The 26,204-nt window shown below is 72.5% G+C and carries 24 protein-coding genes; 18 read left to right on the top strand and 6 right to left on the bottom strand.

All coding sequences use genetic code 11. The annotated features are described in order from the left end of the window. Nucleotides 1-87: 87 nt before the first annotated feature. The 3 genes from ISU07_RS07340 to ISU07_RS07330 are packed head-to-tail and all read left to right on the top strand — an operon-like array spanning nt 88 to nt 5,200. Entirely contained in the window at nt 88-2,976 is a 2,889-nt protein-coding gene (locus tag ISU07_RS07340; protein ID WP_194706097.1) for a glycosyltransferase, read from the top strand. Next, complete coding sequence (locus tag ISU07_RS07335) at nt 2,973-4,394, top strand: DUF5719 family protein (protein ID WP_194706096.1); 1,422 nt, start codon at nt 2,973-2,975, stop codon at nt 4,392-4,394. Before ISU07_RS07340 ends, ISU07_RS07335 begins: the two co-directional genes overlap by 4 nt. Then, entirely contained in the window at nt 4,391-5,200 is an 810-nt protein-coding gene (locus ISU07_RS07330; RefSeq protein WP_194706095.1) for a TIGR02569 family protein, read from the top strand. The genes ISU07_RS07335 and ISU07_RS07330 overlap by 4 nt, the downstream gene beginning before the upstream one ends. 14 nt (nt 5,201-5,214) lie before the next feature. Here ISU07_RS07330 and ISU07_RS07325 read toward each other — a convergent pair whose 3' ends face one another. Then, nucleotides 5,215-5,652: a metallopeptidase family protein gene (locus ISU07_RS07325; RefSeq protein WP_228521402.1), complete on the bottom strand. Its 438-nt coding sequence runs from the start codon at nt 5,650-5,652 to the stop codon at nt 5,215-5,217. 50 nt (nt 5,653-5,702) lie between these two features. Here ISU07_RS07325 and ISU07_RS07320 point away from each other — a divergent pair, with 50 nt between their 5' ends. From ISU07_RS07320 to ISU07_RS07260, 13 genes are all read left to right on the top strand, one after another. Next, nucleotides 5,703-6,062: a DUF3499 domain-containing protein gene (locus ISU07_RS07320; protein WP_194706094.1), complete on the top strand. Its 360-nt coding sequence runs from the start codon at nt 5,703-5,705 to the stop codon at nt 6,060-6,062. Between the two features lie 19 nt (nt 6,063-6,081). Continuing rightward, nucleotides 6,082-7,452, top strand: coding sequence for a phosphomannomutase/phosphoglucomutase (locus ISU07_RS07315; RefSeq protein WP_194706093.1), 1,371 nt, complete (start codon nt 6,082-6,084; stop codon nt 7,450-7,452). Next, nucleotides 7,449-7,613 carry a Trm112 family protein gene (locus ISU07_RS07310; RefSeq protein WP_194706092.1) on the top strand — a complete coding sequence of 55 codons (165 nt, stop codon included), beginning with the start codon at nt 7,449-7,451 and terminating at the stop codon, nt 7,611-7,613. The genes ISU07_RS07315 and ISU07_RS07310 overlap by 4 nt, the downstream gene beginning before the upstream one ends. Continuing rightward, nucleotides 7,613-8,644 (top strand): SIS domain-containing protein, encoded by a 1,032-nt coding sequence (locus ISU07_RS07305; protein ID WP_194706091.1) that lies wholly within the window; start codon nt 7,613-7,615, stop codon nt 8,642-8,644. The genes ISU07_RS07310 and ISU07_RS07305 overlap by 1 nt, the downstream gene beginning before the upstream one ends. Before the next feature lie 50 nt (nt 8,645-8,694). Next, nucleotides 8,695-9,654: a DUF808 domain-containing protein gene (locus ISU07_RS07300; protein ID WP_194706090.1), complete on the top strand. Its 960-nt coding sequence runs from the start codon at nt 8,695-8,697 to the stop codon at nt 9,652-9,654. 141 nt (nt 9,655-9,795) lie between these two features. After that, the gene (ahcY, locus tag ISU07_RS07295; RefSeq protein ID WP_194706089.1) at nt 9,796-11,241 is read left to right on the top strand and encodes an adenosylhomocysteinase; all 1,446 of its coding nucleotides are present in this window, start codon (nt 9,796-9,798) and stop codon (nt 11,239-11,241) included. Between the two features lie 103 nt (nt 11,242-11,344). After that, a complete protein-coding gene (mtrA, locus tag ISU07_RS07290; protein WP_194706088.1) occupies nt 11,345-12,046 on the top strand; it encodes an MtrAB system response regulator MtrA in 702 nt (233 codons plus the stop codon). 16 nt (nt 12,047-12,062) lie between these two features. Next, the gene (gene mtrB, locus ISU07_RS07285) at nt 12,063-13,667 is read left to right on the top strand and encodes an MtrAB system histidine kinase MtrB (RefSeq protein WP_194706087.1); all 1,605 of its coding nucleotides are present in this window, start codon (nt 12,063-12,065) and stop codon (nt 13,665-13,667) included. Further along, nucleotides 13,667-15,406 (top strand): LpqB family beta-propeller domain-containing protein, encoded by a 1,740-nt coding sequence (locus ISU07_RS07280; protein ID WP_194706086.1) that lies wholly within the window; start codon nt 13,667-13,669, stop codon nt 15,404-15,406. Before mtrB ends, ISU07_RS07280 begins: the two co-directional genes overlap by 1 nt. 63 nt (nt 15,407-15,469) lie before the next feature. Then, nucleotides 15,470-16,201, top strand: coding sequence for a ComF family protein (locus ISU07_RS07275; RefSeq protein ID WP_323742478.1), 732 nt, complete (start codon nt 15,470-15,472; stop codon nt 16,199-16,201). A gap of 346 nt (nt 16,202-16,547) precedes the next feature. After that, nucleotides 16,548-17,159: a ribosome hibernation-promoting factor, HPF/YfiA family gene (gene hpf / locus ISU07_RS07270; protein ID WP_194706085.1), complete on the top strand. Its 612-nt coding sequence runs from the start codon at nt 16,548-16,550 to the stop codon at nt 17,157-17,159. Nucleotides 17,160-17,249: 90 nt separating this feature from the next. Next, nucleotides 17,250-17,933, top strand: a complete 684-nt coding sequence (locus tag ISU07_RS07265; protein ID WP_323742477.1) for a response regulator transcription factor — start codon at nt 17,250-17,252, stop codon at nt 17,931-17,933. Nucleotides 17,934-17,982: 49 nt separating this feature from the next. Further along, nucleotides 17,983-19,185 (top strand): winged helix-turn-helix domain-containing protein, encoded by a 1,203-nt coding sequence (locus ISU07_RS07260; protein WP_323742476.1) that lies wholly within the window; start codon nt 17,983-17,985, stop codon nt 19,183-19,185. Here ISU07_RS07260 and ISU07_RS07255 read toward each other — a convergent pair. Together ISU07_RS07255 and ISU07_RS07250 are read right to left on the bottom strand one after the other, a co-directional pair. Next, entirely contained in the window at nt 19,139-20,257 is a 1,119-nt protein-coding gene (locus tag ISU07_RS07255) for a glycosyltransferase (protein ID WP_194706082.1), read from the bottom strand. The two genes, ISU07_RS07260 and ISU07_RS07255, sit on opposite strands and share 47 nt — an antisense overlap. Beyond that, complete coding sequence (locus ISU07_RS07250) at nt 20,257-20,862, bottom strand: TetR/AcrR family transcriptional regulator (RefSeq protein WP_194706081.1); 606 nt, start codon at nt 20,860-20,862, stop codon at nt 20,257-20,259. The genes ISU07_RS07255 and ISU07_RS07250 overlap by 1 nt, the downstream gene beginning before the upstream one ends. 167 nt (nt 20,863-21,029) lie before the next feature. Between ISU07_RS07250 and secA the strand changes: the two genes are divergently transcribed. After that, a complete protein-coding gene (gene secA / locus ISU07_RS07245) occupies nt 21,030-23,885 on the top strand; it encodes a preprotein translocase subunit SecA (RefSeq protein WP_194706080.1) in 2,856 nt (951 codons plus the stop codon). A 57-nt stretch (nt 23,886-23,942) separates the two neighbouring features. Here secA and ISU07_RS07240 read toward each other — a convergent pair whose 3' ends face one another. The 3 genes from ISU07_RS07240 to ISU07_RS07230 are packed head-to-tail and all read right to left on the bottom strand — an operon-like array spanning nt 23,943 to nt 25,554. Continuing rightward, nucleotides 23,943-24,431, bottom strand: coding sequence for an XdhC family protein (locus ISU07_RS07240; protein ID WP_194706079.1), 489 nt, complete (start codon nt 24,429-24,431; stop codon nt 23,943-23,945). Between the two features lie 14 nt (nt 24,432-24,445). Continuing rightward, entirely contained in the window at nt 24,446-24,919 is a 474-nt protein-coding gene (locus ISU07_RS07235; protein ID WP_194706078.1) for an Rv3235 family protein, read from the bottom strand. After that, nucleotides 24,916-25,554 carry a LysM peptidoglycan-binding domain-containing protein gene (locus tag ISU07_RS07230; protein WP_228521401.1) on the bottom strand — a complete coding sequence of 213 codons (639 nt, stop codon included), beginning with the start codon at nt 25,552-25,554 and terminating at the stop codon, nt 24,916-24,918. The genes ISU07_RS07235 and ISU07_RS07230 overlap by 4 nt, the downstream gene beginning before the upstream one ends. Before the next feature lie 101 nt (nt 25,555-25,655). Here ISU07_RS07230 and ISU07_RS07225 point away from each other — a divergent pair, with 101 nt between their 5' ends. After that, nucleotides 25,656-26,198, top strand: a complete 543-nt coding sequence (locus ISU07_RS07225) for a hypothetical protein (protein WP_194706077.1) — start codon at nt 25,656-25,658, stop codon at nt 26,196-26,198. Nucleotides 26,199-26,204 lie beyond the last annotated feature (6 nt).

Raw genomic sequence — 26,204 nt, 5'->3', positions numbered from 1 at the left:
TCGCTCGCCGTCGCGAGCGCGGGTGAGAGTCATGCCTCACCTGCGCGGATTCGTCGGGTCATCAGTCCCTCGTTAGCGTGAACCCCCGTGAATCCGGCCCCGGGAGAGCGCGTCGTCGCGCTCGTCGTCAGTCATGACGGCGCCCGGTGGCTGCCGTCGGTGATCGGGGGCATCCAGGCCCAGCGGGTGCCTCCCGCGGCGGTGCACGCCGTCGACACCGGCAGCAAGGACGCGTCGGCCGACCTGCTCGAGCAGGCGTTCGGCCACGTCGTCCGGGCCCCGTCCTCCACGACCTTCCCCGAGGCCGTCGACCTCGGGTTGGCCGAGATCGCGGACGCGGACTGGGTCTGGCTGATCCACGACGACGCGAACCCCGCCCCCGACGCGCTGGGCGAGCTGCTCGCCGCGGCCGACGCGAACCCCGACGCCGACGTCCTGGGCCCCAAGCTCCGCGAGTGGCCCTCGCTGCGCCGGCTGCTCGAGGTCGGCGTCACCATCTCCGCCACGGGACGCCGCGAGACCGGCCTCGAGCGGGCGGAGTACGACCAGGGCCAGCACGACGAGATCCGCACGGTGCTGGCCGTCAACACCGCCGGGATGCTCGTGCGCCGCTCGGTGCTGGAGGAGCTCGGCGGCCTGGACCGTCAGCTCGCCGTGTTCGGCAACGACATCGACTTCGGCTGGCGGGCCGCTGCGGCCGGGCACCGCACGATCGTGGTGCCCTCGGCGGTGGTCTTCCACGTCGAGGCCGCGCACCGCGGCGTCCGCCGTACCCCGCTGACCGGCCGGCACACGCACTACCAGGAGCGCCGGGCCGCCCTGTACACGCTGCTCGCCAACGCCTCGACCCGCTCGCTGCCCTGGCAGGTGGTCCGGCTCGGGTTCGGGACCCTGCTGCGCGTCCTCGGCTTCCTGCTGGTCCGGGCCGTCGGCCAGGCCCTCGACGAGCTGGCCGCTCTGGTCTCCCTGTACGGCTCGCCGCGCCAGGTGCTGGCCGCCCGCCGCGAGCGACGGCAACGACGACCCGCGCAGGCCCACGACGTCCGGCCCCTGCTCGCGCCGCGATGGCTGCCCTACCGCCACGGTCTCGACGCCGTCAGCGACCTGGTCACGGCGCTGACCCTGCAGGCCCAGGACGTCGCCGAACGCCGTCGCGCGGCGGCCGCCGCGGCCGAGCCCGACCACCCCGTCACCCCACGACGACGCACGACGGTGGAGGACGAGGACGCTCCCGCGGTCGACACCGGCGTGGTGGCCCGCTTCCTCACCAACCCGGTCGCGCTCGGCGTCGCGGTCTTCGTGCTGCTCGTGCTGTTCGGCGCCCGCGAGGCCATCGGTCCGGTCAGTGGCGGCGGCCTCTCTGCCGCTCCCGACCAGGCCCGTGACCTGTGGCGGCTGCAGACCGAGTCCTGGCACGCGCTCGGGCAGGGGACGGCCATCCCGGCGCCGGCGTACGTGCTCCCGCTCGCGATCCTGTCCACCGTGCTCGGCGGCAGCGTCACCGCGGCCATCTCCTCGATCCTGCTGTTCGCCGTGCCGGTCGCGCTCTGGGGCGCCTGGCGGTTCCTGCGCGTGGTCGGCCACCTCAGCGACGCTGCGGGCGCACCCCGGTGGCTGCTCGCGGTGGCCGCCACGACGTACGCCCTCGTGCCCGTCGTGAGCGGAGCCTGGGGTGACGGACGGCTCGGCATCGTGGTGGTGACGGCCGTGCTGCCGTGGCTGGGGCACGCGGCCCTCGGTTTCGCCGACCCCGAGGGCGACCGGCGGTGGCGCGCGGCCTGGCGTACCGGGTTGCTGCTCGCGCTGGTCGCGGCGTTCACGCCCGTCGCCTGGTTCTTCGCGGCCGCCCTGGGCGTGGCGATGATCGGCGTCGGGTTCACGATCGCCCCGGCGCTGATGCGCGACCGCTCGGTGTGGGGCCCGCCCTCGGCCGCGATCGTGTCGGTGCCCGTGCTGCTGGCGCCGTGGTGGCTGCCGGCGGTCCGGTACGGCGCGGGCCGCAGCCTGCTGCTCGACTCCGGTCGGCTGCCCGACCCGGCCCTCGACTTCGGCGACCTGCTCGGCGGTCGGCTGCCGGGCGACCTGGGGGCGCCCTGGTGGCTCGGCGTCGCGCTGGCAGTCATGGCGGTCCTGGCGCTCGTCCCGTCGCGCTCCCGCATCCCGGTCCTGGTCGTGTGGATCGTCGCGCTCGTCGCGGCGGTCACCTCGGCCGCCCTCGGCGCGGTGAGCCTGACCCTCCCGGTCGGTGAGGCCCGGCCGGGGCTCGGCTTCTTCCTCGTGGTCCTGCGCGGGGCCTTCGTGGTGGCGGCGTTCCTCGCGATCCACGGCCTGGCGACCCGCGCGCGCCGCACCGGTACGACGATCCGCAAGCTCGTCCCGGTGACACTCACGGCCCTGGCCGCCGTGGTGCCGGTGTTCGGCCTGGCCTGGTTCGTCCTCGAGGGACCCGGTGAGCTGACCGACGACCGCGACACCGGCATCCCGACCTACATGGTCCAGGACGCCGAGCGCGGCGCCGCCCACGGCATCCTCGTCATCCGCGGCAGCGTCGAGGACGGGATGACGTACGCCGTGCGTCGCGGCGACGGCGTGACGATCGGCGAGGACGAGATCCTCGCCGCCACGAAGCCCGACCCCGACTTCGACGCGACCGTCCAGGCGCTCACGTCCCGCCCGCGGGCCGCCGTGGTCGCCCGGCTCGCCGAGCAGGGCATCCAGTACATCGTGCTGCCGTCGCCCGCCGACGGCGTCGTGGCCGCCGGCCTCGACGCGTCGGGCGGACTCGACCAGGCGAGCGCCGAGGACCGGTCGACCCGGGCCTGGCAGGTCAGCCGGCCCGTCGACGAGCACGCGCTGGACGGCGACGCGTCGTGGGTGCGGGTCGTCCTGCTCGCCGTCCAGGGGCTCGCGATCGTCGTCGTGCTGGTGCTGTCGGCGCCGAGTACCGGCATCAAGCGGCAGGAGGCGGACTCGTGAGCCGGCAGCAGTCGCGGGGTCGCCGGATGGCGCTGCCGCCACCCGAGCGGGTCGCGCGCGGGTTGCGCGCGCGCCTCAACCTGACCGCCGTCCTCGCCGTGGTGCTCCCCGCCCTCACCGTCGGTGCGCTGTCGCTGGTGTCGGAGCCGCAGCCCGACGACGCCACGCACCCGCCGCGGGAGACCGACCTCAACCTGGCCATCCAGACCTGCCCCGGCGGCCTCAGCAAGGCCGGGCAGGTCGCCGTCGCCAGCGCCGAGGGAGCCTCCGGTCCGGTCGAGGTGACCGAGGCGGGCTCCGACGTACCCACCCCGGTCCAGGTCCCCTCTGACGCTCCCGTCACCGTCGATGCGGGCAAGCGGCCCCTGGTCGTGCGGGCCGTCGACGAGATGGCAGCCGGGCTGGTGTCGGCGCGCTTCGACGCCGGTCCGGCGGCGGTGTCCTGCCGCGTCCCGGAGTCCGACCAGTGGTTCACCGGGCTCGGCGCGGCCGCGCGACACACCTCGGTCATCGAGCTGGTCAACCCCGACCCCGGTCCCGCGGTCGCGGACATCACCGTCATCGGCCCGCGCGGGCCGGTCGACGCGCCGTCGTTGCGCGGCATCACCGTGCCCGGCGGCCGCAGCCTGAGCCTGGACCTCTCCCGGGAGATCCCGCTGCGCGGTGAGCTGGCCGCGCACGTCGAGGTCTCGCGGGGGCGGCTCGGCGTCCATGCCGTGGACACCTTCGACGAGCTCGGCCGCGGCGAGGCGGGCACCGACTGGCTGGCCCCGCAGCTGCCGGCGCAGCAGCTGACCATGCTCGGCCTGCCCCGCGGCCAGGGCACCCGGGCCCTGGTCGTCGCCAACGACGGGGACGACGAGGTGCGCGCGACGATCAAGGTCGTGACGCAGGACTCCGCGTTCGAGCCCCGCGGCCTGGACGAGGTACGGGTGCCGCCCGGCACCGTCGTCCGTGTCCCGCTCAGCGCGATCCTCGGCAAGGCCGTCGACGACGGCGCCCTCGGCGTGCAGGTCGAGGCCACCCACCCGGTCACCGCGACGTTGCGCTCCTTCGTCGGCGGCGACGTCTCGCACGCCGTCCCGCTCCCGCCGGTGACCGAGCCGACCCAGGTGCTGCTGCCGGAGCTGGGCCCGAAGGGCCGGGGCACGGTCGCGCTCAGCGGCGACTCCGTCGGCTCGGCCCAGGTGACGGCGCACCTCGAGGGCGGTGGGGAGAAGGTCATCGCCGTCGACCTCAAGCCGGGGACCACGGCCCGGGTGAAGCTTCCGGCGAAGACCGTCCTCGTGGACGTGGCGCCGTCCGGCACGACCGTCCGTGGCGCGCTGGTCGTCGAGGACGGCGGTGCCTCGGTGACCGGGCTGCACGAGCTGGTGCGCACGGGCCTGGTGCCCGACGTACGACCCGCCCTGCCATGACCGGACCGCCCCCGACCCCCACGGTGCTGGCGGCGTTCGGGCTGGCGAACCAGCCGCGACCGCTGGTCGCTCCCACCTGGGTCGTGGACGACGTCGTGCTCAAGCCCGAGACCGACCACGGTCTGCAGGCCTGGCTCGGCACGGAGGTCGCGGGCGTCGAGCGGCGGGGCTACCGGATGGCCGAGGCGCTGGCCGCCGTCGACGGCTCGTGGGTGGTCGACGGGTGGGCGGCCAGCCGGTGGGTCGAGGGGACCTCGGTCCCCGAGGCCGGTCCGACGCCCGAGCGCTGGGCGCTCGCCCTGGAGGGTGGACGAGCCTTCCACCGCTCGGTCGCCGGTCTGCGCCGCCCCTCCTTCATCGACCGCCGCGACAGCTGGTGGGCCCGGGCCGACCGCCGGGCGTGGGGCGCGGCCGGAGCGGCCGAGCCGGTCGCCCCGCTCGCGGCCACCGCGGCCCTGCTCGAGAGGACCTGCCGGCCGCTGGGGGAGTCCCAGGTCGTGCACGCCGACCTCGGCGGCAACGTGCTGCTGGCCGAGGAGCTCGACCCTGCGGTCATCGACGTCTCGCCGTACTGGCGGCCGCCGGCGTACGCCGAGGGCGTGCTCGTCGCCGACGCGCTGTGCTGGTACGGCGGCGACGCGCGCCTGCTCGACGACCTGGGGGTGCCGGTCCCGGCGGTGGCCCGCGCGATGCTGTTCCGCCTCTGGACCACGCACGAGCGGGTGACGGCCGGCGTCGGCCTCGACGACCTCGAGGGCGAGGCGCTCGCCTACGCCGCCGCGGCCGCCGCGATCTGTTCGGCCTGAACGTGGGCGAGCGGTCAGTCGCCCGGGTCGTACCTCGGGTCGACGTCCCCCGGCTCGATGCCCAGCAGCTCGGCCACCTGCTCGACCAGGACCGTCAGCACGAGGGCCTCGAGGTCGGCGCGGGTCTCGCTGCGGTGCTCGATGGGGCGCCGGAAGAGGACCAGCCGCGTCGGCTGGCCACCGCTGCCGCGCACTAGCGACGAGAGCGGCACGGTCCCCGACGACCAGTCGTCGGGGATCTGCGGCGCGTCCTCCACGGCGTACTCGACCAGGCCGAGCCGGCCGGCCCATCGGTTCTCGAGGTCGCCGACGAGGTCGAGCACCAGGTCGTCGAACCGCTCGCGCGGGGTCGGCAGCATCGGCTCGCCGGGCCGTTCCGGCAGGATGGCCGGCCCGCGCATGCCGCGGCCGCGGCGGTCCCGGACGCCGGCCCGACGACCCGCTTGTGCCATGGCCGCGAGCCTAATCCTCGACGTCGGCGTCGCCGGGTACGGTCGGCGACGTGAGTCTCACCCGCCGCTGCTCGCGCACGGCCTGCGGCCGGCCGGCGGTGCACACGCTCACCTACGTCTACGCCGACCAGACCGCCGTGCTCGGCCCGCTGGCGACCTACGCGGAGCCGCACGCCTACGACCTGTGCGACCTGCACGCCGAGCGGCTGAGCGCCCCGCGCGGCTGGGACGTCCTGCGCCTGGCCGCCGACCCCGCGGCCGCCGGCCCGACCACCGACGACCTGCTGGCCCTGGCCGACGCGGTGCGCGAGGCCGCGCGACCCGCTCCGGTGACCGTCACCCGCCCGGCCGCCGAGACCGGCCGCGAGGTGGCTCGCAAGGGTCACCTGCGGATGCTCACCACCGACTGACGCTGGCTAGGGTTCGAGCATGACCGTGGACCCCGACGTCGCGCGCGCCATCTTCAAGGCGTACGACGTGCGGGGCACGGTGCCCGACCAGCTCGACGAGGACCTCGCGCGGCGTACCGGCGCGGCGTTCGTCGCGGAGACCGGCGCCGGCAAGGTCGTGGTCGGCTACGACATGAGGCCGTCGTCGCCGGCACTGTCGCAGGCGTTCGCCGAGGGAGCCGCCGCGGCCGGCGCCGACGTGGTGCAGATCGGGCTCTGCTCGACCGACGGGCTGTACTTCGCCTCCGGCCACCTCGACGTCCCGGGCGCGATGTTCACCGCCAGCCACAACCCCGCGCAGTACAACGGCATCAAGCTGTGCCGCGCCGGCGCGCAGCCGATCGGGCTGGAGTCCGGGCTGGCCGAGATCCGTGACGGGGCGATCGCCGGGGACACCCCCACCGCGTCGGCGCCGGGCACCATCACGCAGGTCGACCTCCTCGACGCGTACGTCGCGCACCTGCTGTCGCTCGCGCCCGTCACCGGGCGACGCCTCAAGGTCGTCGTCGACGCCGGCAACGGGATGGCCGGCCTCACCGCCCCGGCGGTCTTCGACGCGATCGGCGAGGAGCAGGCGGACCTGGTGCCGCTGTACTTCGAGCTCGACGGCACCTTCCCCAACCACGAGGCGAACCCGCTGGAGCCGGAGAACCTCCGCGACCTGCAGGCCCGGGTGGTGGAGGAGCGAGCCGACGTCGGGCTGGCGTTCGACGGCGACGCGGACCGCTGCTTCGTCGTCGACGAGCGGGGCGAGGCCGTCTCGCCCTCGACGCTGACCGGGTTGATCGCGACCCGCGAGCTGGCCCGCCACCCCGGCGCCAACGTGATCCACAACCTGATCACCAGCCGGTCGGTGCCCGAGATCGTCACCGAGCTCGGCGGCACGCCGGTGCGCACCCGGGTGGGGCACTCCTACATCAAGGCGACGATGGCCGAGACCGACGCGGTCTTCGGTGGCGAGCACAGCGCCCACTTCTACTTCCGCGACTTCTGGCGCGCCGACTCCGGGATGCTGGCCGCGCTGCACACGCTGGCCGCACTGGCGGAGACCGACCGCCCGATGTCGGCGCTGGCGGCCGAGTACGAGCGGTACGTCCTGAGCGGCGAGATCAACTCGACCGTCGCGGACGCCGCCGCGGTGACGGCCGAGATCGAGGCGGCGTACGCCGGTGACCACGGCGTCACCCTCGACCACCTCGACGGGCTGACCGTCACCACCGACGACTGGTGGTTCAACGTGCGCCCCTCCAACACCGAGCCCTTGCTGCGGCTCAACGCCGAGGGCAAGGATCGCGAGACGATGGAGCGGGTGCGCGACGAGGTGCTGGCCCGGATCAGGAGGAGCGCATGAACATCGACCCCGCCCTGCGGGAGCTGATCGTCTGCCCGGCCTGCCACGCGCAGCTGGAGGACGGCACCGAGGAGCTGGTCTGCACAGGATGCGGACTGATCTACCCGGTCCGCGACGACATCCCCGTCCTGCTGGTCGACGAGGCTCGTAAGCCGGCCTGATGGCCACCTGGTTCGACGAGTCGCGGCTGGACGACGAGACGGCGCTGGCCCAGGCGGACCTGCGCCTCCGGGCGCTCGCGGAGTCCGGCGCCCGCGTCCGGCGTGAGGCCGTCGAGGCCGAGGCGGCGCTGGCCCAGGCCGTCGGCATCGCGCGGGACCAGGACCGGCCGCGGGCCGTGGTGGCGGCGGGTCCGGACTCCCGGCTGCTGCGCGCCGCCATCGAGCCGTGGTGCCCGGTGCCGTTCGTGGCCTGGCCGAACCCCGGCCTGCCCGGCTGGGCCGGCGGCCTGGACCTGGTAGTCGTCCTCGCGCCCGACGGCGGCGACGTGGGCACCGCGTCCGCCGTGGCCGAGGCCGTACGCCGTGGCTGCCAGGTCGTCGTCGCGGCGCCGGAACGCTCGTTGGTCGCCGACCACGCGGCGGGCCGCTGGAGCACGGTCCTCCCGTCGGCCTCGCGCGACCAGCTCGCCACCGCGGTCGTGGTCCTCGAGTACCTCGACCGCGTCGACCTCGGCCCGCCCGCCGACCACGAGGAGGTCGCCGACGCGCTCGACCGGGTCGCGTTCTCCTGCTCCCCGCACCGCGACATCGCGGTGAACCCCGCGAAGATCCTGGCCATCGCCCTCGCCGATGCCAACCCCGTCGTCTGGGGCGGCTCGGTCCTGGCGGCCCGCGCCGCGCGCCGCGTCGCGGAGTCGATCCGCCGGGCCAGCGGCCGGACCGCCATCGCCGGTGACGCCGAGCACCTGCTGCCCGTCATCGAGGCCACGCAGCCCCGCGACGTCTTCGACGACCCCTTCACCGACGAGCCCGCCGAGCTGCGCCCGGTGCTGGTGGTCCTCGACGACGGCGCCGACGACGCGGTGGTCCGGGAGCTGCGTGGGCGGCTGATGGCGACGGCCAACGAGCACGGCGTCCGCACGGAGGTCGTCGAGGCGGACGCCACGTCGGAGGTGGCCCGCTACGCGTCGTTGCTGCTCAGCGGCCGCTACGCGGCGGAGTACCTGAGCATCGGGCTGGTCAGCGACTGACGCCTCGCCGGCGCTCATTAGGCTGACACCGTGACCTCCCTGGACAGCCCATGAGCGGTGGTCTCTTCGCGCTGCTCGACGACGTCGCGGCGCTGGCCCGCCTGGCCGCCGCGTCCGCCGACGACGTGGGTGCGGCCGCGGGCCGCGCGAGCGTCAAGGCCGCGGGCGTCGTGGTCGACGACACGGCCGTGACGCCGCAGTACGTCGCCGGCGTGGCCGCGCAGCGCGAGCTGCCGATCATCAAGAAGATCGCCAAGGGCTCGCTGCGCAACAAGATCCTCTTCATCCTGCCCGCTGCGTTGCTCCTCAGCGAGTTCCTGCCGTGGGCGCTGACGCCGCTGCTGATGCTCGGCGGCACCTACCTCTGCTACGAGGGGGCCGAGAAGGTCTGGGAGCGCCTGACCCATGGCCGGGGCGGCCACCAGGAGGCCGACGAGACCCCGCAGCAGCAGTTCGGGCCGGAGCACGAGGGGCCGATGGTGGCCGGGGCCATCCGTACCGACTTCATCCTGTCGGCCGAGATCATGGTGATCGCGCTGAACGAGGTGGCGGACGAGGCGTTCGTCTCGCGGGCGATCATCCTGCTCGTGGTCGCGGTCGCGATCACCATCCTCGTCTACGGCGTGGTGGCGCTCATCGTGAAGATGGACGACGTCGGTCTGCACCTCATCGAGCGGACCTCGGCGACCGCGCAGCGGATCGGCCGCGGCCTGGTGAAGGCGATGCCGCGCCTGCTCGCGGTGATCTCCGTGGTCGGCACCGCCGCCATGCTCTGGGTCGGCGGCCACATCCTCCTGGTCGGTGTCGACGACCTCGGCTGGCACTGGCCCTACGACCGCGTCCACCACTGGGAGGAGGAGGTGCATCACGCCGTGGAGGGCGTCGGCGCGGCCCTCGGCTGGTGCGTCAACACCGCCGTCTCCCTGGCGATCGGGGCCGTCTGGGGCGCCGTCGTCGTGGCCGTCGTGCACGTGCTTCCGCTGCCCGGGAGGCAGGCCGCCGCGCACTGACGCGAGGGGCGTGAGGACGCGCTCGAGGATTCCACCTTCGCCGGACTGCGGGCCTACGCTGCCGATGTCCGCGTGGGAGATCCCAACAACGCGCAGATGCGCGGCGCAGACCTGACTCCACGCCTCACAAGGAGACACCAGATGGACTTCAAGGTCGCCGACCTGTCCCTCGCCGACTTCGGTCGCACCGAGATCCAGCTCGCCGAGCACGAGATGCCCGGCCTGATGGCGATGCGTGCGCGTTACGGGGACTCCAAGCCGCTGTCCGGCGCCCGTGTCGCGGGCTCGCTGCACATGACCATCCAGACCGCCGTCCTCATCGAGACGCTGGTCGCCCTCGGCGCCGAGGTCCGCTGGGCCTCGTGCAACATCTTCTCCACCCAGGACCACGCCGCCGCCGCCGTCGCGGTCGGCCCGAACGGCACGGTCGACGCCCCCGCGGGCGTCCCGGTGTTCGCGTGGAAGGGCGAGACGCTCGAGGAGTACTGGTGGTGCACCCAGCAGATCCTGATGTGGCCGGACGGCAAGTTCGCCAACATGATCCTCGACGACGGCGGTGACGCCACCCTGCTGGTCCACCTCGGCCTCGACGCCGAGAAGGCCGGCGTCGCGCCGGACCCGACGACGGCCACCAGCCACGAGCAGAAGGTCATCTTCGCCGTCCTCAACGCCAGCCTCGGCGAGAGCACCGACCGCTGGACCAAGATCTCCGCCGAGATCAAGGGCGTCACCGAGGAGACCACCACGGGCGTGCACCGCCTCTACGACATGATGAAGGAAGGCTCGCTGCTCTTCCCGGCCATCAACGTCAACGACTCGGTCACCAAGTCCAAGTTCGACAACAAGTACGGCTGCCGCCACTCGCTCATCGACGGCATCAACCGCGCCACCGACGTCCTCATCGGCGGCAAGGTCGCGGTCGTCTGCGGCTACGGCGACGTGGGCAAGGGCTGCGCCGAGTCGCTGCGCGGCCAGGGCGCCCGCGTGATCGTCACCGAGATCGACCCGATCTGCGCGCTGCAGGCCGCGATGGACGGCTACCAGGTCGACACCCTGGAGAACGTCCTCGGCATCGCCGACATCGTGATCACCGCGACCGGCAACAAGGACGTCGTCACCGTCGACCAGATGTCGCGGATGAAGCACCAGGCGATCCTGGGCAACATCGGCCACTTCGACAACGAGATCGACATGGCCGGCCTCGAGGCCCCGGGCGTCGCGGAGCGCAAGAACGTCAAGCCGCAGGTCGACGTGTGGACCTTCCCCGGCACCGACGACAAGCCGGGCACCTCGATCATCGTGCTCTCCGAGGGTCGCCTGATGAACCTCGGCAACGCGACCGGTCACCCGAGCTTCGTGATGTCGAACTCCTTCACCAACCAGGTGCTGGCCCAGATCGAGCTGTTCACCAAGCCCGAGGAGTACCCCGTCGGCGTCTACGTGCTCCCCAAGCACCTCGACGAGGAGGTCGCGCGGCTGCACCTCGACTCCCTGGGCGTGAAGCTCACCGAGCTGACCGACACCCAGGCGTCGTACCTCGGCGTCCCGGTCGAGGGGCCCTACAAGTCCGACGAGTACAGGTACTGATCTCGCCCGCGTTCAGGGAACGTACGCCGAGCTGACGCGGCCCGAGCGGCTGCGTGTCGCCGTACGGCCGGATTCCGAACCCTTCGCTGGCAAGATTGGCGGCATGACCAACGGCACCGACCTCGCCTCGAAGGGCCGGGTCCTCGTCGTGGACGACGACGCGTCCCTTGCGGAGATGCTGATGATCGTCCTGCGGCAGGAGGGCTTCGAGAGCAGGATCTGCCCGCGGGGAGACCTGGCGCTGGACGCCTTCCACGACTTCCGGCCGGACCTGGTGCTGCTCGACGTGATGCTCCCGGGCAAGGACGGCATCGACGTCTGCAAGGAGATCCGCGCCGAGTCGGGCGTGCCGATCGTGATGCTGACGGCCAAGGGCGACACCGTCGACGTGGTCGTCGGCCTCGAGACCGGGGCCGACGACTACGTCGTCAAGCCGTTCAAGCCCAAGGAGCTGGTGGCGCGGATCCGGGCGCGCGTACGCCGCTTCGACACCACCGACCACGAGGCACTCGCGATCGGCGACCTCTCGATCGACGTGGCCGGTCACTCGGTCACCCGGGAGGGGCGGCAGATCAACCTGACGCCGCTCGAGTTCGACCTGCTGGTCTGCCTCGCGCGCAAGCCGTGGCAGGTGTTCACCCGCGAGGTGCTGCTCGAGCAGGTCTGGGGCTACCGCCACGCCGCCGACACCCGGCTCGTCAACGTGCACGTGCAGCGGCTGCGCTCGAAGGTCGAGCACGACCCGGAGAGCCCCGAGATCGTCGTGACCGTCCGCGGCGTCGGCTACAAGGCCGGGACCGCGTAGGCCCCGAGGGCCGCCCATGGCCACCTCCACGAGACCCCGCACCTGGCACCGCGCGCTGACGTTCTGGCGACGGTCCATCCAGGCACGCGTCGTCGTCAGCACCGTCGTGCTCTCGGCCGTCGTCGTGTGCGGGGTCGGCTGGCTGCTGCTCCAGCAGACGCAGCGCGGCCTGCTCGACCACCGCGTCGACAACGTGCTGACCGAGGTGAACACGGTCGTCGCCGACACCAACCGCCAGCTCGAGGGGTCCCTCAGCGCCTCGACGACGGCCAACGACCAGCGCACCCAGGTGGTGAACGGGCTGATCGCCCGGGGAGCCTCCCGCGGATTCACCGTCGTCTCACCCCAGGCCCTGGGTTCCACGGCCGAGTTCGACCAGGGGGCGATCTACACCGAGGGCCTCGAGGTCGACAAGAGCGTGCCGGTCTCCCTGCGGCAGCACTTCGGCGAGGTGGCCGACACCGCGTGGACCTACACCCGCATCAGCCAGGTGGGACATGCCTCGGTGCCGGGCATCGTGGTCGGCACCCAGATCAAGCTGCCCGCCGACGCCGACTACTACACCCTCTACTTCCTGTTCCCGCTCACCGAGCAGCAGGAGACGCTGGGCCTGGTCACCCGGGCGCTGGTCACCGCCGCGCTGCTGCTGCTCGCCCTGGTCGCCGGCATCACGTGGCTGGTCACCCGCCAGGTCGTCACCCCTGTGCGGATGGCCCGTCGCGTGGCCGAACGGCTGGCGGCCGGCCAGCTCCAGGAGCGAGTTCGCGTCTCCGGCGAGGACGACCTCGCGCGCCTGGCCACCTCCTTCAACCAGATGGCCAGCAACCTCCAGCGGCAGATCCGCCAGCTCGAGGAGCTCAGCCGCGTGCAGCAGCAGTTCGTCTCCGACGTCTCCCACGAGCTGCGCACGCCGCTGACCACGGTGCGGATGGCCGGCGACGTCCTGCACGACGCCCGGCGGTCCTTCGACCCGGTCACCGCACGCGCCGCCGAGCTGCTGCAGACCGAGCTCGACCGGTTCGAGACGCTGCTGGTCGACCTGCTCGAGATCAGCCGGTTCGACGCCGGTGCGGCGGTGCTCGAGCTCGACGAGGTCAACCTCACCGACGTCGCGCGCCGGGTCGTCGACCAGACCCAGGTCCTGGCGCAGCAGCGGTTCACGCACGTGGTGGTCGACGCTCCCGACGAGCCCTGCCTGGCCGAGGCCGACGTACGCCGGGTGGAGCGGATCGTGCGCAACCTGGTCACCAACGCCATCGACCACGCCCAGGGCGACTCGGGCGTGAGCCGCGACGTCGTCGTGCACGTGGCGGCCGACGAGCACTCGGCGGCGATCGCGGTCCGCGACTACGGCGTCGGGCTGCGGCCGGGGGAGTCGGCGATGGTGTTCAACCGGTTCTGGCGGGCCGACCCCGCGCGGGCCCGGACGAGCGGCGGCACCGGCCTGGGCCTGTCGATCTCGCTCGAGGACACCCACCTGCACGGCGGGTGGCTGCAGGCGTGGGGGCGGATCGGCGAGGGAGCGCAGTTCCGGCTGACCCTTCCACGCCGGGCGGGCGCGCCGTTGCGGCAGAGCCCGCTGCCGCTGGTGCCCGTCGACGCCCGGGAGGCGGTGGGCTGATGCGCGCCGCCGTACGCCGTCCCCTCGCCCTGGTCGCGGCCCTGCTGGCGCTGGCCGCCACCACCACGGCCTGTGTCGGCATGCCGGACGCCGGTCCCGTCGTGACCGCGGACCCGCAGGCGCCGGCCCTGCCCGAGGCGGGCGTCGAGCGACGCGCGCAACCTCCGCAGGAGGGTGACTCCCCGCAGAACATCGTCAACGGCTTCCTCCTGGCCATGACGGCGTACCCCGTCAGCCTCCAGGTCGCGCGCGAGTTCCTCACCACCGAGGAGCAGCAGAGCTGGGACCCGTCCAAGCGCACGATCACCTACGACGGCCCCTCCACGCAGAAGGGCGACGGCGGGACGATCACGGTGCGGCTCAAGGGCGCCCGCTGGATCGACTCACGGGGCGCGTGGCGCGGCCAACGAGGGGACGGCCGCCCTCAGCTGCACTTCACCCTGGTCGAGGAGAACAGCGAGTGGCGCATCTCCTCGGCGCCGAACTCGTTCGTCGTGCCCGACGACTGGTTCCAGGCCCACTACGTCGCCTCGTCGGTCTACTACTTCGACCCGACCGCCAGCATCCTGGTCGCCGAACCGGTCCTCGTGCCCGCTGACCAGCGCATCCCGGCCCTCGTGCAGGCGCTGCTCGACGGCCCCGGGCCACGGCTGGAGGACGTGGTCCGCTCGTTCGTGCCGGATGGGCTGACCCTGGGCCTCTCGGTGCCCGTCGACGCGCGCGAGGTGGCGGCCATCGACCTCGACGGCACCCAGAGCCTCACCGCCGAAGAGGCGAAGCTGATGGTCTACCAGTTCGCCTGGACGCTGAACCAGGACCTGGGCCTCTCCGGCTTCACGATCTCGATCGGCGGCAACCCGGTCTCCTTCACCGGCTCCAGCAACACCTTCAGCGTGGACCTGGGCTCCGAGTTCAACCCGAGCGAGGTGCAGGCGAGCGGGCAGCTGTACGGCTTGCGCAGCGGCCTGCTCGAGGCCGGGGACACCGCCGGCGACCTCCAGCCGGTCGAGGGGCCGTTCGGCACCCTGGGCGGCATCGAGTCGGTCGGGGTCAGCCTGACCGCGACGTACGCCGCGGCGGTCGTCGATGACCGTCACACCGTGCTGCGCGGCTCGGTCAACGACGACCAGCACCCGGTCGTGCCGGTCGTCAGCGACGCCACGGAGCTGCTGCGGCCGGCGTGGGACTTCAGTGACCGGATGTGGCTGGTCGACCGGACCACCTCCGGTGCGCTGGTCAGCTACCTGGACGCAACCCGTGGGTCGGTCCCGACGCAGGTGGAGGTCCGGGGGATCACGGGCCGCCAGGTCAAGCGCTTCCTCGTGTCGCGCGACGGTACCCGGCTGGTCGCCGTCGTCCGGGGAGCGGAGCGCGACGAGCTCCGCATCGCCCGGATCCGGCACAGCTCGGCCGGTGCGGTGATCGGCGTCGCCGCCTCGCGCGCCGTCTCGTGGAGCAGCGGCGACACCCAGCGGATCCTCGACATCGGCTGGCGCTCGCCGACCCAGGTCGCGGTGCTGCACCGGCTGACCCAGCAGGTCTGGCAGGTCTCCACGATCTCCGTCGACGGCGCGGGTGGCCCCCAGGAGCGGGTGGCGCAGGCCCAGGAGGCGACGGCGCTGGTGTCGGCGCCGGACGGCTCGACGCTCTACACCAGGACCCCGGATGGGCTGCTGGACCTCGACGGCGGTCCGATCACGCTGCCGCTGGGCTTCACCTCGATCCAGTACGTCGGCTGACCTCCTCCACAGGCCGGCCGCCGGACCTCGCCGACCGGCCCGCGAGGTGCTGCGATCGGACACGTGCTCGACCAGCTCGCCGACGCGGCCGCGGACCTGCTGCTCGGGTCCCGCTGCGTCGGCTGCGACCGGCCCGGCCGGCTGCTCTGCCCGGCGTGTGCCGACGCGGTCGACGAGCCCGCCCGGGTCGCCTGGCCGACTCCCGTACCGGCCGGGCTGGTCGTGCCGTGGACGTCGGCGGAGTACGCCGGGACGGCCCGCGCGCTCGTCGTCGGTCACAAGGAGCGAGCCATGCACGCCCTGCGCGGCCCGCTCGCCCGGCTGCTGGCACGGTCCGTGGCCGCGGCCCTGGAGGACGCCGGCCTCGCCCGTCGGCCGGTGGTGCTGGTCCCCGTACCTTCCCGGCCGGCGACCGTCCGGGCGCGCGGGCACGACCCCACCTGGACGATCACCCGCCGCGCGGCCGGCCTCCTGCGCCACGCGGCGTACGACGTCCGTGCCCTGCGCCTGCTGAGGTTCCGCGCCCGCGTGGCCGACCAGTCGGGGCTGGACGCCGTCGCGCGGGCGGCCAACCTGGACGGGTCGATGTGCTGTCCGACCTCCTCGCTGCGGCGCCTGGTGCGCCGCTCGCCCGAGGCGGTGCTGGTCGTCTGCGACGACGTGCTGACGACCGGCGCCACCGCGCGCGAGGCCCAGCGCGCCCTCGCCGAGGTCGGGACCACCGTCGTCGCCGTGGCCACCGCCGCCGCCACCCGCCGGCGTCTCCCGCAGAGCGGCACCGGGCTTTCGTGGTGAGGGGTCATGGCCTAACGTCTCATCATGGAGTCCGTCCGGGTCCGTGGTTGCACCACCCGGCCAGTGGATGTACCAGCCGGGTGGCTAGCCGAAGCCAGTCGCAGGCGAAACGGTCCACGTAACCAGCCGTCCCTCACGGGCCGGATGGGATCACGGTGCGGCTTAGAGGTAAGTCCTGCCTCGCCGGCGTCATCAGACATGGCGCACGTCGGGAGAAGGGCAGTAGTGGCAGACGAGCTGCGAGCCCCTCAGCAGGCGGTTGTGGGGTCGAAGACCAGGTCGGCCGGACGGGCTCCATCCCTGGTTTCCCCTCTCCCCATCCCCTAGTGGTACTGGAGGTCAACGCATGGATGTGGTCGTCACCGGCCGGCACTGTGAGCTCTCTGACCGATTCCGCAGTCATGTCACCGAGAAGCTCTCACGGCTCGAGAAGCACGACCATCGCATCATCCGCGTCCAGGTGGAGGTGGAGCAGGAACGCAACCCGCGCCAGTCCGACCGGGCCGTCCGCCTCGAGCTCACGGCGTTCTCCAAGGGCCCGGTGATCCGCGCCGAGGCGTCCGCCGAGGACAAGATGGGCGCGCTCGACCTGGCCCTGGACAAGATGGCCTCGCAGATGCGCAAGGCGGCCGACCGCCGGCGCGTGCACCGCGAGCGGCGCGAGCGCGTCGCCGACGTGCTCGAGATCCCCGAGGTCGAGGAGGCCGAGCCGGGTGTCTCCGAGCACCAGGTCGGCCCCATCACGGTGACCGGCGACGGGCCGTTGGTCGTGCGTGAGAAGACCCACGCCGCCACGCCGATGACCCTGGAGCAGGCGCTGTACGAGATGGAGCTCGTCGGCCACGACTTCTACCTGTACGTCGACAAGGACAGCGAGCGTCCGTGCGTGGTGTACCGGCGCCGCGGTTACGACTACGGCGTGATCTCGCTGGACGTGGGTGACGAGGGACCTGACTAGGGACGCACCGCCCGTTCGGGCCATTGACCCCTAGTGCCCGAGGTTGGTGAAGCGGCCTCGGCGATGGCCCTGGCGTGTCATGATGCCGTGGTGTCAGTGAACCAGGAGGCCTCTCCCCCCGAGCCCACCCGGGTCCTCGTCGTCGACGACCAAGAGCTGTTCCGCCGCGGCCTGACCATGCTGCTGCGTGCCGAGGACGGCATCGAGGTGGTCGGCGAGGCCGGTGACGGCGTCGAGGGCGTGGCCCTCGCGGCGAGCACCGCGCCCGACGTCGTGCTGCTGGACATCCGGATGCCGAAGCGCTCCGGCATCGAGGCCTGCCAGGAGATCAAGGAGGCCGTGCCGGCCGCCAAGATCATCATGCTGACCTCGTCCGACGAGGAGGCCGACCTCTACGAGGCCGTCAAGAGCGGCGCCTCGGGGTACCTCCTCAAGGACTCCTCGATCGACGAGGTGTCCCAGGCCGTCCGCGTGGTGGCCGACGGGCAGTCGCTGATCAGTCCGTCGATGGCGGTCAAGCTGATCGACGAGTTCAAGCAGATGTCGCGTCCCGACCGCTCGGCCGTTCCCGGCCTGCGCCTCACCGAGCGCGAGCTCGAGGTGCTGCGCCTGGTCGCGAAGGGCCTCAACAACCGCGAGATCGCCAAGCAGCTCTTCATCTCCGAGAACACCGTCAAGAACCACGTCCGCAACCTCCTGGAGAAGCTGCAGCTCCACTCCCGCATGGAGGCCGTGATGTACGCCGTGCGAGAAAAGCTGTTGGACCTGCCCTAGCTGCCTCGACCGACGAGTCATGTCGGTGCGGCTCACTAGTGTCTCTCGGGTGGTGACGACGCTCAGCCAGTCGCAGGCGCGGCGGATCGCGCTGGCGGCGCAGGGGTTCCTGGACAAGCCACATGAGGCGCCGACCATGCGCACGCTCAACCGCACGGTCGAGCGCACCGGCGTGCTCCAGGTCGACTCGGTCAACGTGCTCCAGCGAGCGCACTTCATGCCGCTGTACTCCCGGATGGGCGCCTACGACGTCGACCTGCTCGCCCGGGCCAGCGCGGGGAAGCCCCGGCGGCTCGTGGAGTACTGGGCGCACGTCCAGGCCCTGATGCCGGTCGAGCTGTGGCCGGTCATGCGGCACCGGATGGCGTCGTACCGCACCCAGAAGCACAAGTGGTGGGGGAGCGAGGTCAGCGAGGCGCTCATCGCCAACCTGATGGCCGAGATCAAGGACCGCGGCGCCTCCACCGCGCGCGACCTCGACGACGGGCTGCCGCGCAGCAAGGAGAACTGGGGCTGGAACTGGTCGGCGACCCGCCGCGCGCTCGACTACCTCTACATGGTCGGGGAGGTCGCGATCGCCGGGCGCAACAGCCAGTTCGAGATCAGCTACGACCTGCCCGAGCGGGTGCTGCCGCCCGAGGTCCTCGCCGCACCGACGCCGACCCTCGACGAGGCCAACCGCGAGCTCGTCAGGCGGGCGGCCCGGTCCCACGGGGTGGCGACGGCCCGCTGCCTGTCCGACTACTACCGGATGCGCCTCCAGCCCGGGGCCGGCAACCGTGCCACGCAGGGTGCCATCCAGGACCTCCTCGACGAGGGCGAGCTCGAGCCCGTGCGCATCGAGGGCTGGAACCGCCCGGCGTACCTCCACCGCGACGCCCGCCGGCCGCGCAAGGTCGGGGCGCGCAGCCTGCTGAGCCCGTTCGACCCGGTCGTGTGGCTGCGCGAGCGGACCGAGAAGCTCTTCGACTTCCACTACCGCATCGAGATCTACACGCCTGCGCCGAAGCGGCAGTTCGGCTACTACGTCCTGCCGTTCCTGCTGGGCGAGGAGATCGTCGGCCGGGTCGACCTCAAGGCCGACCGGCAGTCCGGGCGGCTGGTCGTCAAGGCGGCCTACACCGAGCCGCACGCACCCCTCGAGACGGCCGAGGAGCTGTCGGCCGAGCTCGTCCGCCTCGCCGGGTGGCTCGGGATGGACTCCCTCACGGTCGAGCCCCGTGGCGATCTGGCGCCGCTGCTCCGTTCCTGACCAGCGCCTCGATCCGGTCCGCGACGTTCGTCGCGCCGGGCATCGAGCGGATCTCGGCGCCCAGCCGGGCGGCCGCGGCCCGGTGCGGTCCGTCGGCCAGCAGCTGCTCGACGACCGGCCGCAGCGCCGCCGCGTCGATCTTCTTCGGCACCAGGCGCCCGGCGCCGGCGGCCTCGACGGTCTTCCCGACCATCGGCTGGTCGAGCATCGGGTGCATCGGCATCACGACCAGCGGAAGGTCGTGGGCCAGCGCCTGCATGGTCGTGGAGTGACCGCCGTGCCCGACGACCAGCGACATCCGCGGCATCAGCTCGGCGTGCGGCACGAACCGGTGCACCTCGTGGTTGGGCGCGGTCCGCAGCGAGGCGGGGTCGACCACCGGCCCGGTGGTGACGACGACGCGGGCGTCGAGCCCGGCCGTCGCGTCCAGGACGGTCTGCAGGCACTGCTGCATCTTGGGGAAGCGGAAGGTACTGAGGCTGACGAGCACCGCAGGGTCCGCGGGGATGTGCGGGGAGAAGGGCACGACCGGTCCGACGTACTCGACCCCGGTGCGGGCCACGGCGCCCGCCGGGTCCAGCGAGGGGAGGCTCGCGACGTACGTCGCCCTGGCCGCCGTCAGCGAGGCGTCCGGCTTCAGCCGCATCGCGCGCATGCCGATGCCCATCGGGCCACGCATCCAGCCCTTGCGGAAGTACTCGTCGTAGAGGTGCTCGAGGACGACGTACGGCGTACGCGACTCGCGCAGCGCCTCCATCACGCCGAACAGCAGGCAGTCCACGACGACCAGGTCGGCCGGCCGCTCGGCGAGCGCCCCCATCACGTCGCGACCGAGCCCGCGGTCGCCGAACGTCTTGACCATCGTGGGCACCGAGTTGGCGTCGAGCGCGGAGAACGGGCGAGCGTGGCGGGCGGGCACGACCTCGAAGCCTGCGCGGGTCAGCGACTCGTGCTGACGGGCGTGCCCGGCGAACCGGACGGTGTGGCCCCGGGCCTGCAGCTCGGTGGCGATGCCGAGGGCGGGCGCGACGTTGCCGCCCCCGTCCCAGGTGACGACGAGGATGTCGGCCATCAGAGGGTGTCCTTCCGTGGGGTGGTGGCGGACGCCAGGACGGCGTCGACGAGGATGCGCATCCGTCGCTCGGCGGTGGCGCGGGACAGGCCGCGGTCGACCCGCAGCAGCTTCCAGGTGTAGACGTCGGTCGCCACGACGAGCAGGTCGAGGGTCGTCTCGTCGTCGGTCAGCTCGGCGAGCTGGGGGGCGAAGGCGTCGCGCACCCACGTGCGGTGCAGTGCCTTGCCGAAGTCGGTGACCCTGCGGGCGAAGGGGTCGTGGTCCTCCTGGGCCAGCATCAGCAGCGCCACCCGTCCCCGCTTCTCGTAGTGGTCGACCACGGTGCGCACGGCCGCCTCGACGTCACCCGGCGGCGTACGCCGCTCGGCCTGGACGTTCGACTGGGCCGTCCGCATGGCCTCGGCGAACAGCGCGTCGCGGCTGCCGAAGCGGCGCAGCACGGTCTGCACGCTCACCTGAGCGCCCCCGGCGACGTCGTCGAGGGAGATGTCCGCGAACGGCCGTGTCTCGGCGAGGTGGACAAGGGCGTCGATGATGCGCCGCCGGGTCTCCTCGACGGCCTCGGCGCGGGCGCCCATCGTGTACTTGCGGGTCGTTTTCATGTCAGTGGTAGTTGACACCAAAGAGAGATTCGTGTCAATGGGTATGCACACGAAAGGTGGAACTCCCGCCTGGGGGCGCCCGTTGACGATGACGGATGGCCAGGAGCCGCTCGGTAGAGTGGCGGGGCCGTTCCCAGACGTTCGTCAGCCCCAAGGAGTGCACGCTCGTGCCTGCGATTCTCGACCGACTGCTCCGCATCGGCGAAGGCAAGATCCTGCGTCAGCTGGAGTCGATCTCGAAGGCCGTCAACGCCATCGAGGACGACTTCGTCAAGATGTCCGACGCCGAGCTGCAGGGCATGACCGCGGAGTACAAGCTGCGCCTGGAGAAGGGCGAGACGCTCGACGACCTGATGCCAGAGGCCTTCGCGACGGTCCGCGAGGCGGCCAAGCGGGTCATCGGCCAGCGGCACTACGACGTGCAGGTCATGGGCGGCGCGGCGCTGCACCTCGGCAACATCGCCGAGATGAAGACCGGTGAGGGCAAGACCCTGGTGGCCACGCTGCCGGCCTACCTCAACGCCCTCAACGGCCGCGGCGTCCACGTCGTCACCGTGAACGACTACCTGGCCAAGTACCACGCGGAGTGGATGGGTCGCATCCACCACTTCCTCGGCCTGACGACCGGCGTGATCCTGCCGCACATGCGGCCCGACGAGCGCCGCGAGGCCTACGCCTGCGACATCACCTACGGCACCAACAACGAGCTCGGCTTCGACTACCTGCGCGACAACATGGCCTCCTCGATCGAGGAGTGCGTGCAGCGCGGGCACCCCTACGCGATCGTGGACGAGGTCGACTCGATCCTCATCGACGAGGCCCGCACGCCGCTCATCATCAGCGGCCCCACGCAGGACGAGGTGCGCTGGTACGCCGAGTTCGCCAAGATCGCGCGCACGCTCGTCCGGGACGTCGACTACGAGGTCGACGAGAAGAAGCGCACCATCTCCGTCCTCGAGCCGGGCATCTACAAGGTCGAGGACCACCTCGGCATCGAGAACCTCTACGAGTCGGCGAACACCCCGCTCATCTCGTTCCTGAACAACTCCATCAAGGCCAAGGAGCTGTTCCGCAACGACAAGGAGTACGTCGTCATGGAGGGCGAGGTGCTCATCGTCGACGAGCACACCGGCCGCATGCTCGCCGGCCGCCGCTACAACGACGGCCTGCACCAGGCGATCGAGGCCAAGGAGGGCGTGCAGGTCCGCGAGGAGTACCAGACGCTCGCGACCGTCACCCTCCAGAACTACTTCCGCCTCTACGACAAGCTCTCGGGCATGACCGGCACGGCCATGACCGAGGCCTCCGAGTTCGACAAGATCTACAAGCTCGGCGTCGTCCCGATCCCGACCAACCTGCCGATGATCCGCAGGGACCAGGCCGACCTCGTCTACCGGACCGAGGAGGCCAAGTACGACGCGGTCGTCGAGGACATCGCCGAGCGCCACGAGAAGGGTCAGCCCATCCTCGTCGGCACCGTCTCGGTCGAGAAGTCCGAGCACCTGTCGGAGAAGCTGAAGAAGCGCGGCATCCCGCACACGGTCCTCAACGCCAAGATGCACGCCGACGAGGCGCAGGTCGTGGCGATGGCCGGTCACAAGGGCGCCGTCACGGTCGCGACCAACATGGCCGGCCGCGGTACCGACATCATGCTCGGCGGCTCGGTCGACTTCCTCGCCGACGCCGAGCTCCGCAAGCAGGGACTCGACCCGTTCGAGGACGGCGAGGCCTACGAGACCGCCTGGCCGCACATGGTCGAGAAGATCAAGGCCCAGGTCGCCAACGAGCACGACGAGGTCAAGGCGCTCGGCGGCCTGTACGTCGTCGGCACCGAGCGTCACGAGTCCCGGCGCATCGACAACCAGCTGCGTGGTCGTTCCGGCCGTCAGGGCGACCCGGGCGAGTCCCGCTTCTACCTGTCGCTCCAGGACGAGCTGATGCGGCTGTTCAAGTCCGACTGGGTCGACCGGGTCCTCCAGGTCCTCAAGATCCCCGACGACGTGCCGATCGAGAACAAGCGCGTCACCGGCGCGATCGCCAACGCCCAGGGCCAGATCGAGTCGCAGAACTTCGAGTCCCGCAAGAACGTCCTCAAGTACGACGACGTGATGGACCGCCAGCGGCACGTCATCTACGGCGAGCGCCGCAAGGTCCTCGAGGGCGCCGACCTCGAGGACCAGATCAGCTCGTTCATCGACGACGTCGTGGAGGGCTTCGTCCGAGGCGCCACCGAGGGCTTCGCCGAGGAGTGGCAGCTCGACGACCTGTGGGTCCAGCTGCGCCAGATCTGGCCGGTCGGCGTGGACCTCAGGGTGCTGGAGAAGGAGGCGGGCGATGTCGCGAACATCGACCGCGACCACCTCATCGAGGTGCTGACCAAGGACGCGCACGAGGCCTACGACCGGCGCGAGGCGGAGGTGGGCTCCGAGGTCATGCGCGAGCTCGAGCGACGCGTCGTGCTCTCGGTGCTGGACCGCAAGTGGCGCGAGCACCTCTACGAGATGGACTACCTCCGCGAGGGCATCTACCTGCGCGCCTACTCCCAGCGCGACCCGCTGGTCGAGTACCAGCGCGAGGGCTTCGACATGTTCGCCGCCGTCATGGACGGCATCAAGGAGGAGTCGGTCGGCTTCCTGTTCAACCTGGAGGTCCAGGTCGAGGACGACGAGGAGCCCGCCGAGGAGGAGGCGTTCGAGCCGATGCGCGCCGAGCTCCCGACCGCGTCCCGTGACCTGGCCGATCCCGGCCTCATCGACCTCAAGAAGCCGGGGAACGTCGGCCGCGAGACGCCGCAGATCCGCGCCAAGGGCCTCGAGAAGCCCAAGCAGCCGCAGAACCTCTCCTACTCGGCCCCGTCCGAGCAGGGCGAGGTGGAGGTGGCGGGTTCGACGGTCACCAACGCCGGCGACGAGTTCGCCGACGTCGGCCGCAACCAGCTGTGCCCGTGCGGCTCCGGCAAGAAGTACAAGCGCTGCCACGGCGCGCCGGGCGGCCCGACGGGCCTCACCGCGCGCGTCAGCTGAACAGGCGCTTCCAGAACCCACCGACTGGCTCTCCGCTGACGCCGAACGCTTCCAGGCTCACCGCGCACCGCGCATCGGCCCGCCGGGCCGGCCATGGGCCTCGGCCACGATCTCGGCCACGACGGAGAGGGCGATCTCGCCGGGACCCTTGCCGCCGAGGTCGTGGCCGGCGGGGACGTGCAGCTTCGCCAGGCCGGGCACGTGCTCGGCCTCGAGGTCGGCGAGCAGGCCCTCGGCCCGGCGTCGGCTGGCCATCATCGCGACGTAGGACGCCTCCGAGGCGAGCGCGTCACGCAGCCAGGCCGGCGCGTCCGGGGCGTCGTGGTCGCAGAGCACGACGGCATCGCCGGCACGGACCGACAGCGACGCCAGGCTCGGGCCGCCGTCGTCCTCGGGCACCACGACCACCTGGTGGCCGACGGCGGTGGCGATGGTCTCGATGGCCCGGGCGATGGGGTTGTCCGTCAGGACCAGGACCCGCCCGCGCATGACCTCGTCGTCGCGCCAGGGCTGCTCGCGGTCCACGCCGTGGTGTGTCTGCGTCACCCGCCCATGGTCGCTCAGGCGAACTCGAGCGCGGAGCAGAACCACCGGTCGCGGCGCTGCTCGAACCGCGCCGCGACGGCGCGGGAGCGCCGGCCGTAGCGGACGTGCGCGCTGACCTCGGCGACCCCCTCGGCCACGAAGCACGTGTGCAGGCCGATGACCTGGGGCCGCGTGCCCTGGACGCCTCCCTGGCCGGGGCGGCGGCCGACGGACCGGCTGACGAGCAGGGCTCGGCGCCCGAGGTCCTGGTAGACCTCCGGCGAGGTCCAGCGCAGCAGCTGGGTGACCGGCCGGTCGCCGCCCACGATCTCCACCACCGCCTGCATGATGCGCCCCGCGAACCGCTCGAACTCCCCGCGCGCGACCCGGCCGAGGTCCACCACCGGGGCCACCGGTGCGTCGGGCGGGTCCTGGTGGGCGGTGAGGTCGAGAGCGAGGGCGCCTTGCACGCTGGCCACCCGGACCGGCCGCAGCTGGGTGATCGTCATCGGGTCAGCCCCTCGCGCGGGACGACCAGGCGCTGACCGGGCTCGAGGAGCCCCGGGTCGGCGCCCACGACCTCGCGGTTGGCGGCGTACAGCAGGGGCCAGGCGCGGGCTGTCTCGTCCGCGGTGGCTCCCGGTCCGAGTCGCCGCGCGGCGATCGACCAGAAGGAGTCGCCCGGCCGCACCACGACGTGGTCGTCGGCAGGCGGCGGGGGAGCGGGCCGGGCCGCGGCCGGCACCCGGCTGACCGCGATGCGCTCCGGGAGCCGGAGCCCGGAGAGCACGCCGGGCTCGGGCGCCGAACCACCCGCAGCCAGCGCCGGGGTGGCGAGCCCGGCGGTGACCGCGACCCCGCAGAGCACGAGGACCCCGCGACGGATCACCTCGGGCACCCCGCGCCGCGGACCCGGCCGACCGCGCGCCGCGTCGGTCGCCACCAGCGTCGCCCCCACCCAGAGCCAGACCGTGACCGCCGTAGCCACCCACGCGCAGACCCGCACGAGCGCCGACTCGAAGCCTGCCGCCCCCGGTGCCGCGACGACCGGCCACAGCCACCCGCCCAGCAGGACGGCGAACGCCGTCGTGAGAACCCAGACCAGCGCGCAGCGGGTGCGCGAGAGCGGCGTCCCGAGATCCATGCCGAACCTTTCGTTTGCATCTGTTTGCCTTAGTCAACGCTCGACAGACCCGGTTGACAAGTGGTCATCCACAGCCCGCCGGACGTGGCAGGCTCGGCGTCGTGGCCTGGGACGAACGCCTCTTCGACCTGCTCGACGACCTCGAGGGCCAGGCCGAGGCGCTGTACGCCGCCGACCGCGACGCCGAGCTGGCCGACCGGAGCCGCGCGGAGTACGCCGCGGTCACCCTGGCGGCGCGGCTGATGGCCTCGGTGGGCGACGAGGTGACGCTGGACGTGGCCGGGGCCGGGCGGGTCGCCGGCGAGCTCCAGCGCGTCGGCCCGGGCTGGTGCCTGGTCGCCGGCGGCGTCCGGCAGTGGCTGGTGCCGACCGACGCGGTCGAGGCCGTCCGCGGCCTCTCGGGCCGTGCGATCCCGGAGGTGGCCTGGTCGCCGGTCGCGCGGCTCGGCCTCGGCTCGGTGCTGCGCCGGCTCGCCGACGAGGGAGCCCCGTGCATGGTCGTGACCCGTTCCGGCACCCGGCACGACGTGGTGCTCGTACGCGTGGGCTCGGACTTCGTCGAGGCACGCACCGTGGGCGACGAGCCCCGATCGGTCCTGCTGCCGCTCGGCACGGTGGGCGCCGTGCAGAGCGACGGGACCTAGCCCGGG

The sequence above is a fragment of the Nocardioides islandensis genome (assembly GCF_015352455.1).
Lineage (GTDB): Bacteria > Actinomycetota > Actinomycetes > Propionibacteriales > Nocardioidaceae > Nocardioides > Nocardioides islandensis.
The sequence above is the reverse complement of the archived record's forward strand: the minus strand, read 5'-3'. Positions and strand labels throughout refer to the sequence as shown.